General features: G+C 73.8%; 11 protein-coding genes. 5 read left to right on the top strand and 6 right to left on the bottom strand.

Annotated elements, in window-relative coordinates:
- Positions 1-20: 20 nt before the first annotated feature.
- Genes BDZ31_RS14120 through BDZ31_RS14130 form a run of 3 tightly spaced genes read right to left on the bottom strand, consistent with a single transcriptional unit; the run spans position 21 to position 3,060 of the window.
- The gene (locus BDZ31_RS14120) at positions 21-899 is read right to left on the bottom strand and encodes a TVP38/TMEM64 family protein (protein ID WP_183342970.1); all 879 of its coding nucleotides are present in this window, start codon (positions 897-899) and stop codon (positions 21-23) included.
- Positions 874-2,262: an ABC1 kinase family protein gene (locus tag BDZ31_RS14125; protein ID WP_183342971.1), complete on the bottom strand. Its 1,389-nt coding sequence runs from the start codon at positions 2,260-2,262 to the stop codon at positions 874-876. The genes BDZ31_RS14120 and BDZ31_RS14125 overlap by 26 nt, the downstream gene beginning before the upstream one ends.
- Before the next feature lie 42 nt (positions 2,263-2,304).
- Positions 2,305-3,060 carry an MBL fold metallo-hydrolase gene (locus tag BDZ31_RS14130; RefSeq protein WP_183342972.1) on the bottom strand — a complete coding sequence of 252 codons (756 nt, stop codon included), beginning with the start codon at positions 3,058-3,060 and terminating at the stop codon, positions 2,305-2,307.
- A 75-nt stretch (positions 3,061-3,135) separates the two neighbouring features.
- Between BDZ31_RS14130 and BDZ31_RS14135 the strand changes: the two genes are divergently transcribed.
- Together BDZ31_RS14135 and BDZ31_RS14140 are read left to right on the top strand one after the other, a co-directional pair.
- Positions 3,136-3,522, top strand: a complete 387-nt coding sequence (locus BDZ31_RS14135; protein ID WP_183342973.1) for a VOC family protein — start codon at positions 3,136-3,138, stop codon at positions 3,520-3,522.
- Between the two features lie 36 nt (positions 3,523-3,558).
- Positions 3,559-3,876, top strand: coding sequence for a hypothetical protein (locus tag BDZ31_RS14140; RefSeq protein WP_183342974.1), 318 nt, complete (start codon positions 3,559-3,561; stop codon positions 3,874-3,876).
- Between the two features lie 122 nt (positions 3,877-3,998).
- On the opposite strand, the gene BDZ31_RS14145 is transcribed toward BDZ31_RS14140, so the two are convergent.
- From BDZ31_RS14145 to BDZ31_RS14155, 3 genes are all read right to left on the bottom strand, one after another.
- Positions 3,999-4,562 (bottom strand): ArsR/SmtB family transcription factor, encoded by a 564-nt coding sequence (locus tag BDZ31_RS14145; protein ID WP_183342975.1) that lies wholly within the window; start codon positions 4,560-4,562, stop codon positions 3,999-4,001.
- Between the two features lie 500 nt (positions 4,563-5,062).
- The gene (locus tag BDZ31_RS14150) at positions 5,063-5,977 is read right to left on the bottom strand and encodes a ketopantoate reductase family protein (protein WP_183342976.1); all 915 of its coding nucleotides are present in this window, start codon (positions 5,975-5,977) and stop codon (positions 5,063-5,065) included.
- Positions 5,978-5,987: 10 nt separating this feature from the next.
- Positions 5,988-7,625, bottom strand: a complete 1,638-nt coding sequence (locus tag BDZ31_RS14155; RefSeq protein WP_183342977.1) for an FAD-binding oxidoreductase — start codon at positions 7,623-7,625, stop codon at positions 5,988-5,990.
- Between the two features lie 179 nt (positions 7,626-7,804).
- Here BDZ31_RS14155 and BDZ31_RS14160 point away from each other — a divergent pair, with 179 nt between their 5' ends.
- The 3 genes from BDZ31_RS14160 (at position 7,805) to BDZ31_RS14170 (ending at position 13,134) form a co-directional block, all read left to right on the top strand.
- Entirely contained in the window at positions 7,805-8,452 is a 648-nt protein-coding gene (locus BDZ31_RS14160) for an NUDIX hydrolase (protein WP_343075588.1), read from the top strand.
- Positions 8,449-8,811: a hypothetical protein gene (locus BDZ31_RS14165; protein WP_183342978.1), complete on the top strand. Its 363-nt coding sequence runs from the start codon at positions 8,449-8,451 to the stop codon at positions 8,809-8,811. Before BDZ31_RS14160 ends, BDZ31_RS14165 begins: the two co-directional genes overlap by 4 nt.
- A 90-nt stretch (positions 8,812-8,901) precedes the next feature.
- Positions 8,902-13,134 carry a multifunctional oxoglutarate decarboxylase/oxoglutarate dehydrogenase thiamine pyrophosphate-binding subunit/dihydrolipoyllysine-residue succinyltransferase subunit gene (locus tag BDZ31_RS14170; protein WP_281381706.1) on the top strand — a complete coding sequence of 1,411 codons (4,233 nt, stop codon included), beginning with the start codon at positions 8,902-8,904 and terminating at the stop codon, positions 13,132-13,134.
- Positions 13,135-13,226 lie beyond the last annotated feature (92 nt).

The following is a 13,226-nucleotide window of genomic DNA, read 5'->3' on the forward strand; positions in this document are numbered from 1 at the left end:
CCGGCCGCGGACGGCCCACCTCACGCCCCGCGTCGTGCGGCCCGGGCCGACCTGACGTCGCGGGCGGCGAAGGCCAGGCCGACGAGGGCCATGCCGACGAGCACGGCGAAGGCGACGAGCGCCTCGGGGGAGCCAAGGTCGTCGAGGCTGCCGCCGAGCGCGACGTAGGCGAAGGCGCGCGGGGCGCAGCCGAGCGCGGTCGCAGCGGCGAAGATCGCCAACGGCACCCGGGTCAGGCCGGCGGCGTAGTTGACGAGGCTGTACGGGACCGCGGGCAGGATCCGCGCGTAGAGGACGGCGAGGAAGCCGCGCGCGGCGATCCAGTCCTGCAGCGCGCTGACCCGTCTGCCCGACAGCTCGTCGAGCGCGCCGGCGCCGAAGCGGCGCGAGATCGCGGCGGCGACCGTCGCGCCGAGCGTCGCGGAGACGATCGCCGTCGGCGTCCCCAGCGCCGTGCCGAACAGCAGCCCCGCCGCGCCCGCGAGCAGCGGCCCGGGGACGCACGCGACCGTCAGCGACGCCGAGAAGGCGACGAAGACGACCGGCGCGAGCGGCCCGAACCCGTCGACCGCGTCGCGCACGCCCTCCGACGAGAGCCCGAACAGCGACGCGGCGACGAGGAAGAGGACGACGACGAACAGCCCGAGCCCACCGAGCCGCAGCAGAGCCCGCAGCTGCCCGCGCCGCCCGCCCGCCGCGCCCGGGTCGAGCGGTGCGCCGCCCGCTCGCTCCCGACCGCCGTCGCCCGGCGCCTGCCGGTCGGCGGCCGACGCCCCGAGCTGCGCGCCACCCGGCCCCGCCGCCGCCCCCGCGACGCGGTCGTTCGCCGCCCCCGCCGCCGCGGCCTCGGACGCGCGCGCAGGAGCGCCGCGCTCACGCCCGACCGGCCCGCGAGGCATAGAACGCCTCCTCCTCGCGTCCCAGCTCGGTGACGGCGTCGTCGCCGTACATCCACTCGCGCGCTACCCGGTACCAGTTGCCGCGCGCGCGCAGCTGCGACAGCACCGCCAGCGTCAGCATCTCCATGCGGCGCCCGAAGAGGTGCTCGGGCCGTATGTCCTGGTGGCGCATCTCGCGGAAGTGCGACGAGCGCATGTCGGCCGACTCGATCGCGATGCGGGTCGCGATCTCGGGCGTCAGCTGGACCTCCTCGTCGAGCGTGTACCACCAGATCGAGTCGATCACGTACGACATGACAACGTCGGGGTCGACCTTCTCCGGGTGCGGGAGGAAGCCCGAGCCGCCGAGCAGCTCGTGCAGCCGCTCCGCGTCGTCCTCGGCGACGGCCCGCTGGCAGGCGAGCTCGAACTCGACCGCCTCGGGCGCCATCCGCTTGAAGAGGCCGAAGTCGAGGAAGGCGACTCTGCCGTCCTCCTGCAGCAGGAAGTTGCCGGGATGGGGGTCGCCGGAGAATTGGTGGTGGCGGTAGAGGCAGCCCATGAAGAAGCGGAAGACGACCTCGCCGAGGCGGTTGCGCTCCTCCTGCGAGCGCGTCTTCAGCTCCTCGAAGCCGGTCCCCTCGACGTACTCCATCACGATCACGCGCTCGCGCGACAGCCGCGTCACGACGTCGGGGACGACGATGAAGGGATGGCCGCGGAAGATCCGCGCCAGCGAGCGCTGGTTCTGCGCCTCCAGCTCGTAGTCGAGCTCCTCGTCGATCCGCAGGCGGATCTCCTCGGCGACGCCCTTCGCGTCGATGCCGGGCGCGAGCCGCTTGATCAGCCGCATGATCAGCCCGAGGTTCGACATGTCGGCGCGGACCGCCGCGGCGACGCCCGGGTACTGGACCTTGACGGCGACCTCGCGCCCGTCGTGGAGCCGTGCGCGGTAGACCTGCCCGATCGAGGCGGCCGCGATCGGCTCCTCGTCGAAGCGGCTGAAGACCTCCTCCAGCGGGTCGTCGAGCTCCTCCTCGATCACCTTGCGCATCTCCTTGAAGGAGACCTTCGGGGCGGCGTCGCGGAGCTTGGCGAGCTTCGCCTGGAACTCCTCGCGGTACTCCTCGGGGACGAGGCCGACGTCGAGGAACGACATCACCTGGCCGAGCTTCATCGCCGCGCCCTTCATCGAGCCGAGCGCGGTGACGATCTGCTCGGCCGCCTCGACGTGGCGCTTCTCCAGCGCCGCCTGGGCGCCCTCTCTCGAGCGCCCGACGTTGGCGGCGTGCGTGGCGGCCTGCCGCATCGCCTGGCCGGCCGCGAGTCTGCCGATCCGCGCGGTGCGACCGACGCGGGATGTGGGCATTCTGTCGCGCGCCATCCCCTTCGATCTTAGGCGGGCGCGCGACGTGGCGAGCTGGTGCTAGCGCGAGACCTCGACCCGCGAGCCGGGCACGATGTCGTCGCTCCCGTCGGGCCAGCGGACCCACGCCTTGTGGCCGCCGTCGTAGTCGTCGCCGAGCAGGATCAGCGTCGCCGGCTCGCCGAGCGCCGTGCACTGCTGTGAGCCCTCCGGATCGAGCCCGCGCCAGATCCGCACGAATCTGTTCTCCTCCAGCTCGCGGCCGACCGTCGTCGGCTCGGTGTGGCCGGGATGGACGGGCGTCTCGGGCGGCAGCGTCAGCAGTCTCTCCATGATCGACGTCTTGATGTCGCCGTAGGTCGTGTGGCCGGGTCCGCGGACGCCGCCGACCGAGCCCTTGAAGAGCGTGTCGCCGGTGAAGAGGAGCTGCTCGCTGCCGTCGGAGACCAGCAGCGAGACCATCCCGGCGGTGTGGCCGGGCGTGTGGATCGGGTCGACCCTGAGGCCGCCGACCGAGATCGCCTCGCCGGGCACGATCTCGCCGGTCGCCTGCGGCACCAGCTCGCGCTCGAGCGCGTGGATCAGCACCGGCGTGCCGGGGAAGCGCGCGAGCACGTCGTCGAGCTCGACGACGTGGTCGCCGTGATGGTGGGTCAGGAGGATCGCGGTCAGCGTGAGGCGCTCGCGCTCGATCGTGTCGAGCAGCGGCCCGAGTCTCCCGCCGGCGTCGATCAGCGCCGCCGACCCGTCCGGCCCGTCGGCGATCAGGTACGTGTTGGTCAGGAAGTCGTCGGACATCGTGCGCTCGAGGATCATGGGGACGAGCTTAGTGCGCCCCACCGCGCTGCCGGGCGACGGTCGCGCGGCGGCCGCGGCGCTACCCTGCGGCCCATGCCCCTGATCCACACCTGCTATCGCATCCTCGAGATCGAGCGGTCGGTCGCCTTCTACGAGGCGCTCGGCTTCGAGGAGGTCCGCCGGCAGCCGATCCGCGACGAGGCGATCAACGTCTTCATGAACATCCCAGGCGACGACGGCGACGGCCCGCGCCTGGAGCTGACGTACAACATCGGCCGCACGGAGCCGTACGAGATCGGCGACGGCTACGGCCACATCGCGATCACGGCGCCCGACCTCGACGCGACGCTCGCCCGCCTCGCCGAGCAGGGGATCAAGCCCGAGAAGCCGCCGTACCGCGTGCGCGCGGGCGGCTCGCGCCTCTGCTTCGTGCGCGACCCCGACGGCTACCGGATCGAGATCATCGAGCGGGCGGGCTGACGCCGCCGCGGGCGCGCGCTACCCTGCCAGGCAGGCATGGCTGACACGAGCAAGATCGCCAAGAACCTCGAGCGCTTCGCCCAGGCGATCGCCGCTCACGACCGCGAGAACCCGACCCACAACGCGTACGGGATCGGACTCGCCCACTTCGACCTCGAGCGCCTTGGCTTCGAGGAGGGCGAGGAGGTCCTGCCGGGCATCACGATCCACGCCGACAGCGGCGTGACCGGCAACTTCCGCGTCCTCTGCGACGGCCAGCACGACGGCGAGCTGGAAGAGGCCGAGGAGGAGGTCGTCGACGCGGTCGCGACGACGACGGTCGGCGGCGGCAGCGTCGAGCGCCGCTCCTTCTGAGCGCGGGAGCTGGCTGACGGCGACGGCGCCGCCGCATGGCGGCGCCGCCAGGCCTGACTGCGCGCCGCGATCTCCGGCCAGGCGAGCGGACGCGCAGGCCGCGTCCGCCTGAGCCGCCCGGCTCAGCCGTCGCGCCCGAACAGCACGACGAGCGCGACCGCGTCGCGGGCGCTGCCGTCGGCGCCGCGCGCGAGTCGCCGCCGGCTGCGCCGCTCGATCCGCTCGACCGTCTGCTCGAACGACCGCAGCAGCGCCCGGGCCTGCGCGCAGCCCTCCTCGTCGAGCAGGAGCGCGCGGGCGTCGGCGCGCGCCTCGACGGCGTCGAAGCCGCCTCTCGCGAGCGCTCCCTGCGCCTCGTCGAGCGCCTCGCGGACGATCGCCGCGGGCCCCTCTCCGGTCGCGCGCCGACGACGCCGGCGCGGCAGGTCGAGCGCGGCCCGCGCGCGATAGTGGTGCTCGATCGCGCCGCGGCGCTGGGTGCGCGTCGCCAGCTCGATGAAGCCGAGCTGGTCGAGCCGTCTGACGTGGTAGCTGACGGTCCCGAGCGGGATCGCGAGCTCGTTCGCGAGCTCGACCGGACTCGCCAGCTCGCGCTCCTGCAGCAGCTCGAGGATCCGCCGGCGCGTCGGGTGCGACAGCGCCTTGACGACGCGCGCGTCGATCGCGTCGGACGGCTCGGATGGCATCGGCGCGCTCATCCGGCCCTCGACGTCGTCGCTCGTTCGACGACAGCGGCGGCGTGCGCATGGGCGACCCCGTGCGCACGCCGCCGCCACAGTCGGTCCCAGGTGGGCTCGCAGCCCGCCCGGGCCGCCCTGCGACGCTCGCGCACCATGTCGTCCGCCCTCGCTAGCGATCGTCGGCCGCCGCGGGAGGAGCGGCCGAGCCAGCGTGCCTACGCGAAGGGAAGGGGGAGCGCGCAGTGCACCGCGTCGAGCGTTGGGGGAAGAACGGTCGACGCACCAAGGGTGGACAGGACGGCGGCAGCGAGGCTGTCATCGCCGCCCATGCTTGGTCGCGCGCCCCTCGGCCGCAAGGCCAAGGTCCGAAGGTTCACAACTGAATAGTGCGCGCCAAAGCTCTCAGATTCAGCATGCTGAACCGGAGAGAGATCCTTGACTGGTCAGATCCGTCGGTCAACGGCGGTTGTTCGCATGCTGACAACGACCGTCGCGCGCGCTCGCGCTCACGCGACGGACGGCGCCGGAATGCCCGCGCGGCGGGCGATCCGCGCGGCCAGCGCGGCGACCGCCGGCGTCGGCACGGCGAGGCGCGCGCCGGCCCGCATCACGGCGCCGGGGATCGCGTCGAGCTCCGGGACGCGGCCGGCGGCGATGTCGCGCCGCATCGAGCTGCCGAGCGTGGCGTGCGCGGCGTCGAGCTCGGCGACGGTGTCGTCCGGGTCGATCGCGGCGCCGTCGGCGTTCGCGACGGCGGCCGTCTCGCGCACGCAGGCGACCAGCTCCGCGCGCTTCTCGGCGTCGGCGCGGATCTCGCCGAGCGGGAGGTCGAACGCGCTGGTCGTGCATGCGAGCGCGTTCAGTCGCACCAGCTTGCTCCACAGCACCTGCGGCTCGCTCGCCTCGACCCGCGCCGGGACGCCGGCCGCCGTCAGCGCCGCCGCGAACCGCTCCAGCGCCGGGCGCCGCTCGGGATCGGCGCTGGCGAGGTCGACGCGGACGCCGGGGCTCGTCTGCACGACGACCCCCGCCTTGGGCCGATCGGCCTCGATCCGGATCGTGCCGGCGACGGCGCGCGTGCCGAACCGCTCGCGCAGGCGCGGCAGGTGGTCGAGGCCGTTGAGCAGCGGGACGACCAGCGCCGGCTCGCCCTCGACGCGCGCGAGCGCGTCGTCGAGCCCGGCCGCCTTCGTCGCGACGACGAGCACGTCGACGTCGTCGGCGAGCCGCGCCGTCGCGGCCGGACGAGCGACCATGTCGCCGAGCACGACGCTCTGCACGCGGAGGCCGTCGCGGGCGATCAGCGCGGCGGTCGACTCGCGCGCGACGACGGTAACGCCGTCTCCCGCGCGCGCGAGCGCGCCCGCGAGGAAGCCCCCGACGCCGCCGGGGCCAAGGATCGCGATCTTCAGGTCGGACATGCCGTCCAGGCTAGAGCGCCCGCGACGGCGGCGCCGTCCGCCCCGCGGCCGTGCCCGACGGGAGCGGGTCGAGCAGCACGCCCGGGTTGAGCAGCCCGTCGGGGTCGACCGCCGCCTTCGCGCCCGCGAGCGCCGCCGCGAACGGGTCGGGGCGCTGGCGGTCGTACCACGGACGGTGGTCGCGCCCGACGGCGTGGTGGTGGGTGATCGTCCCGCCCGCGGCGAGGATCGCCTCGCCGGCGGCGCGCTTGATCTCGTCCCAGCAGGCGACCTCCTCCCCGCGCGGCGCCGGCGCGACGACGGTGAAGTACGGCGCCGCGCCGTCCGGATAGGCGTGCGTGACGCGGCAGGTGACGATCCCCGCGCCGCAGCGCTCGCGCACCCGCTCCGCGACCGCCTCGCGCACGCGCGCGACGAAGCCGTCGAAGCGCTCCCACGTGATCGCCGTCTCGAAGGTCTCCGACAGCACCCCCGCGGCGACCAGCACGTCGCGCACGTACGGCGCGCGCAGGAAGGCCTCGCGCCAGCTGCCGACCGCGCCGCCGCGCGCGCCCTCGGCCCGCTCCTCCCAGCTGCCGCCGGCCTCGCGGCAGAGCGCGAGCGCGCTGGCGAGGCGGCCGTCGACCGGCTCGTGAGCCGACTCGAAGCCGAGCACGAGCAGCGCCGCCGAGCCGTCGCCGGCGAAGGTCAGCGCCGCCTCGCGGGCGTCGATGAGCCGGCAGTTCTCCGGGTGGAGCCCCGCCTGGGCCAGCGCGCGGACGGCCTGCGCGCCGGCGCGGAAGTCGGCGAAGCGGACGGCGCGTCCGGCGCGGTGGAGCGGCTTGCGCCGCACGCTCACCCACGCCTCGGTGATCACGCCGAGCGTCCCCTCCGAGCCGAGCAGCAGCCGGTCGGGGCTCGGCCCGGCGCCGGAGCCCGGCAGCCGCCGCGACGCCCACGTGCCGGTCGGCGTGATCGCGCGAATCGACTCGACGAGGTCGTCGATGTGGGTCTGGAGCGTCGCGAAGTGGCCGCCGGCGCGGGTCGCGAGCCAGCCGCCGAGCGTCGAGAGCTGGAACGACTGCGGGTAGTGGCGCAGCGTGAGGCCGTGTGGGGCGAGCTGCGCCTCCAGGTCGGGGCCGAGCGCGCCGGCCTCGATCCGCGCCGCGAGCGAGACGTCGTCGACCTCCAGCACCCGCCGCAGCGCCGTCAGGTCGAGCGAGACGACGCCGGCCCAGCGGTCGCCGACGCGCGGCTCGACCCCGCCGACGACGCTCGTGCCGCCACCGAACGGGATCACGGCGGCGCCGGCGCCGGCCGCCCACTCCAGCACCTGCTCGACCTCCGCCTCGTCGCGCGGGCGGGCGACGAGGTCGGGCGGATGCTCGAACCGTCCGCGGAAGCCGCGCACGAGGTCGCGGTAGGCGCGGCCGTAGGTGTGACGGACGCGCGCCGGCAGATCGGCCGACCAGAGGCCGTCTCGCCCGGCGGCCGGCAGCGGCAGCCGCGGCGCCGGCAGCTCGACGGCCGCCAGCGGCACCGGCGCCTCCGGCTCGGCGCTGCCGAAGCCAAGGTGCGCGGTCAGCCCGGCGGCCGCCTCGCGCAGCTCGCGCTCCCCGAGCGCCTCGTCCTCCCAGCCCCAGCCCCAGTGGCTTCGCTCTCGCTCCATCGCGCGAGTCTACGGTCGCCCCGCGGGCCGCACGCCACCCGCCCCCGCGCGGCTCGCCCGCCCTCGCGCATCGCTCCCCCGCTCTCGCGCATCGCTCCCCCCACTCTCGCGCGCCGCTCACCCAACCCCGCACGCCGCTCGTCCCGCCCCCGCCGCGCGCGCCGGTTAGCCTTCATGACGTGGCGCTCACCCACGACATGCTCGCGCGCGGCCCCTGGACGCCCGACCAGGTGACGTGCGTCTGGCGCGAGGACGCGTTCGTCCCCGACGCGGCCGACGACGCCGCCGCCGACGCGGCGCTCGCGAAGCTGCGCGAGCGCGGCTCGCCGAGCCACGACGGCCTGGCCGCCCGGCTCGCCTCCTTCGAGCAGCGCGACGGCGGCCTGCAGCTCGTGCTGCAGCCGGCGCGCTGGTCGCTGCGGCTGGTCGGCAGCCACGCGACGCGCAGCGTCTCGGTCCTGCTCGTCGTGCGCGACGCGCAGGGCCGCTGGCTCGCCGGCCGGCGCGCGCCGTGGCTCGCCTCGTGGACCGGCCGCTGGACGCTCGGCGCCGGCGGCGCGGTCGAGGTCGGCGAGTCGCCGGTCGAGGCGATGACGCGCGAGCTGGAGGAGGAGTGGTCGGTCGTGCCGGAGCGGCTGACGGTCGAGGCGCTCGCCGACACGCCCAACGGGCTCGCCTTCCTCGTCGGCCTCGCCTGGCTCCCCGACGGCGCCGAGGCGGTGCCCGACGACGAGCACGACGCCCACGCGTGGTGGCCGTCCGACGTCGCCGCGTGGCCGCCCGAGGCCGACGAGACGGTGCGCCGGATGGCGGCGCTGCTGGCATGAAGCTCGCGCCGGCCGATCCGCTCTCGCGCGTGCCCGCGCGCGCACGCGCGCACCGCTTCCCGAGCTTCCGCTTCCTCGAGGTCCTGTCGTTCGTCCACTCGGCGGTCTACGCCGGCGTCCTCTACTTCTTCCTCGGCCCCGAGAACGCCACCGCGACGAGAGTCCTCGGCTGGGCGCACGGCCTGCTGTGGATCGGGATGTCACTGCTCTGCATCGTCGCCGCGCGCCGCCGCACGATCCCGTTCTGGCTCGCCGTCGTGGTCGCCGTGATCGGCGGCCTCGGGCCCTTTGCGGGCACGCTCGGGTTCCTCTGGGAGGAGCGCCGACGACGGCGCGCCGACACTGTTAAATCTTCCTAATCCAGCGCCGATCACCGGGGCATGGTCGACAGCGGCGAATCGCTATTGTCAGACAACGAGATGTCCGTGGACACCACAGTCCAGGTGGTCATGCCCCAGATGGGCGATTCGGTTGCGGAAGGCACCGTTCTCGAATGGCACAAAGCTGAGGGTGACTCGATCGAAGCTGACGAAACGCTCGTCGAGATCTCGACCGACAAGGTCGACGCTGAGGTTCCGGCCCCTACCTCTGGCACCGTCGTGAGAATCCTCGCCGCCGAGGGTGACACCGTCACCGTCGGCGCCGTCCTCGCCGAGATCGCCCCGGGCGACGGCGCGGCGGCCGCGAACGGCTCGGGCGCGCCTCCGGGCGCCGCCGCCGAGGCGCCGCCGGACGAAGCGCGGACGCTCGACATCGTCATGCCGCAGATGGGCGAGTCGGTCAACGAGGGCGTGATCCTCGAATGGCACGTCGAGGCCGGCGGCCAGATCGCCGCCGACGAGACGATCGTCGAGATCTCGACTGACAAGGTCGACGCCGAGGTCCCCGCCCCCGCCGCCGGCACCGTCACCGAGCTGCTCGCCGCGGCCGGCGACACCGTCACCGTCGGCCAGGTGCTCGCGCGCATGACGACCTCCGGCGCCGCCGCCGCGGCGCCCTCCGCGGACGCTCCCGCCGCCCCCGCTCCCGCCGCCTCCGCGCCCGCCGCGGGCGCGGTCGACCAGAGCGGCAACGCCTCGCCGGTCGCGCGCCGCGCGGCCGCCGCGCTCGGCGTCCAGCTCGACCGCGTCAGCGGCTCCGGCCGCGCCGGCAAGGTCCTCAAGGAGGACGTGCTCGACGCGGCGAGGAACGGTGGGGCTTCGACCAACGGCGCCGTCGCCGCCAAGCCGGCCGGCTCGACCGTCATCAAGGGCGGCGCGGCGATGCTCGCCAGATACATGGACGAGTCGCGCTCGATCCCGACGGCGACCTCGTTCCGCACGCTCACGGTGACGACGCTCGACGCCCGCCGCAAGCAGCTGAAGGCCGGCGGCGTGAAGGTCTCCTTCACCCACCTGATCGCGTACGCGATCGCGAGAGCGGGCGAGGACCTGCCGGTGATGGCGCATCACTTCGCCGAGATCGACGGCAAGCCCCATCGCGTCGACGACGGCGGCGTCAACCTCGGCCTCGCCGTCGACGTCGAGAAGAAGGACGGCTCGCGCACGCTGATGGTCCCCGTGATCAGAGGCGCCGACAAGCTCACCTTCAAGCAGTTCCTCGACGCCTACAACGCGCTCGTCGAGAAGGCGCGCACGAACACGCTCACCGCCGACGACCTCAGCGGCGGCAACATCACGCTCACCAACCCGGGCGGGATCGGCACCGTCGCCTCGGTGCCGCGGCTGATGGTCGGCCAGGGCACGATCGTCGCGACCGGCTCGATCGCCTACCCGGTCGGCCTCGGCGCGATCGGCGAGCTGATCGGCGCCGAGAAGGTCATGTCGATGACCTCGACCTACGACCACCGCATCATCCAGGGCGCGGAGTCCGGTCGCTTCCTGCAGCGGATCGAGCAGTACCTGCAGGGCGAGGACGGCTTCTACGAGGGCGTCTTCGCCGACCTCGGCGTCGCGCTGCCGGCGCTGCCGCCGGCCCCGCAGCCGAACTTCGCCGCCGCGCCCGCCGCGGCGCCGGCGACGACGGCCGCCCCGGCCGCCGCGCCCAGCGAGGAGCTGCTGCAGGCGGTCCAGGCCGCCGTCTCGCTCGTCAAGGCCCACCGCACCCACGGTCATCTCGCCGCGCGGCTGGACCCGCTCGGCTCCGAGCCGGTCGGCGACTCGGGCCTCGACCCGGAGCCGCTCGGCCTGACGCCGGAGCTGATGGCGCGGCTGCCCGCGCGGATCATGCGGATGGGCGTCCCGGGCGAGACCTTCGCCGACGCGCTGCCGCACCTGCGCGAGACCTACTGCGGCACGATCGCGTACGAGATCGAGCACATCTCCTCGCACCGCCAGCGCGTCTGGCTGCGCGAGAAGATCGAGACCGGCGCCTTCCGCAAGCCGCTCACCGCCGACGAGCAGAAGACGCTGCTCAGACGCCTGATCTCGGTCGACGCCTTCGAGCGCTTCATGCACAAGGCGTACCTCGGCCAGAAGCAGTTCTCGATCGAGGGCCTCGACATGACGGTCCCGATGATCGACGAGCTGGTCCGCCTCGCGGCGACGCGCGGCGGCCGCGAGGTCGTGATCGGCATGGCCCACCGCGGCCGGCTGAACGTGCTGGCGCACAACCTGCGCCGCTCCTACGGCTCGATCTTCGCCGAGTTCGAGGGCGTCACGACGCTCGACGTGATCACCTCGATCCCCGACGGCGGCACCGGCGACGTCAAGTACCACCACGGCGCGCGCGGCTCGTTCGAGGTCGCCGGCGGCGAGGAGGTCGTCGTCCGCCTGGAGAGCAACCCGTCGCATCTCGAGTTCGTCGGGCCGGTCGCGACCGGCGCGACGCGCGCGGCGCAGACGACCCGCGAGGGGGCGCTCGCCCACCAGGACACGAACGCCGCCGTGCCGATCGTCCTCCACGGCGACGCCGCCTTCCCCGGGCAGGGCATCGTGGCGGAGACGTTCAACCTGCAGGCGCTCGACGGCTACACCGTCGGCGGCACGATCCACATCATCCAGAACAACCAGGTCGGCTTCACCACCGATCCAGACGACTCGCGCTCCACGCGCTGGGCGTCGGACATGGCGAAGGGCTTCGACGTGCCGATCATCCACGTCAACGCCGACGACGTCGCCGCCTGCGTGACGGCCGTGCGCCTCGCGCACGCCTACCGCCAGGAGTTCGGCCACGACGTCGTGATCGACCTGATCGGCTACCGCCGCTTCGGCCACAACGAGGCCGACGAGCCGGCCTACACGCAGCCGGAGATGTACCAGGTCGTCAGAAAGCACCCGACGCTGCCGCAGCTGTTCGGCAGGCAGCTCGTCGAGGCCGGCGTCGTCAGCCAGGACGAGGTCGACGCGATCACCGACGGGATCTGGCAGCAGCTGACCGAGGAGCACCAGGAGCTGAAGGCGCGCCTGGCCGCGGCCAGCTCGGTCGAGCACGGCACCGGCGAGTACAAGCTCGACCGCACGCCCTCCCCGGAGGTCGCGACGGCCGTCGACGCCGACCGCCTGCGCGAGCTGAACGAGTCGCTGCTGAGGGTGCCGGAGGGCTTCACCATCCATCCGAAGCTGGCTCGCTCGCTCGAGCAGCGCCGCGAGGCGATGGGCAGCGAGGGCGGCATCACCTGGGCCCACGCCGAGCAGCTCGCGTTCGCGTCGCTGTTGCAGGAGGGCACCCCGGTCCGCCTGACCGGGCAGGACTCCGAGCGCGGCACCTTCTCGCAGCGCCACCTCGTGCTGCACGACCCGAAGACCGGCCAGGAGTACTGCCCGATCCAGCACCTGCCGCAGGCGCTGGCGCCGATGGAGCTGCACAACTCCCCGCTGTCGGAGATGGCGGCGATGGGCTTCGAGTACGGCTACTCGCAGGAGGCGCCGGAGTCGCTGGTGCTGTGGGAGGCGCAGTTCGGCGACTTCGCCAATGGCGCGCAGGTGATCATCGACCAGTTCATCGTCTCCGGCCTGGCGAAGTGGGGCCAGAGCAGCCGCCTCACGCTGCTGCTGCCGCACGCCTACGAGGGCTCGGGGCCGGAGCACTCCTCCGCGCGCCTGGAGCGCTTCCTCCAGCTCGCGGCCGAGGGCAACATCCGCGTCGCCTACCCGTCGACGCCGGCGCAGTACTTCCACCTGCTGCGCCGCCAGGCGAAGATCGCCAAGCAGCGCCCGCTGATCGTGATGACGCCGAAGTCGCTGCTGCGGCTGCCGCAGGCGACCAACCGCATCGAGCACCTGTCGGACACGCAGTTCTACCCGGTGCTGGCGGAGCCGCGTGTCGACGAGCAGAAGGTGACCCGGCTGATCCTCTGCACCGGCAAGGTCTATTACGACCTCGTCAACAGCGAGGCGCGCAGAGACAACGAGGGCGTCGCGATCGGCCGGGTCGAGCTGCTCTACCCGTTCCCGCAGGCGCAGATCCTCGAACTGGTCGGCAGATACCCGAACCTCAGAGAGGTCCTGTGGCTGCAGGAGGAGCCGCGCAACATGGGCGCCCGCGCGCACATGTCGCCGCGCCTGATGCAGATCCTGCCGCGCGACCTGAAGTTCGGCTACATCGGCCGCCCCGAGCGCGCCTCGACGGCGGAGGGCTACCCCGCCGCCCACGCCGCCGAGCAGCGGCGGATCGTCGAGACGGCGCTCGACCTCAGCAGACCGGTCGGCATGTACCCGGTGAAGCTGCCGGGGGAGCGGTAGAAGGCGGCAACCGCGACATCCCCCTGACGTGCGAGAGCCGGGCCGCGAGGCCCGGCTCTCCCGCTTTCCGGGCCCGTGCGTTGGCGCCGCGC

This window comes from Conexibacter arvalis (assembly GCF_014199525.1).
Classification (GTDB): Bacteria; Actinomycetota; Thermoleophilia; order Solirubrobacterales; family Solirubrobacteraceae; genus Conexibacter; species Conexibacter arvalis.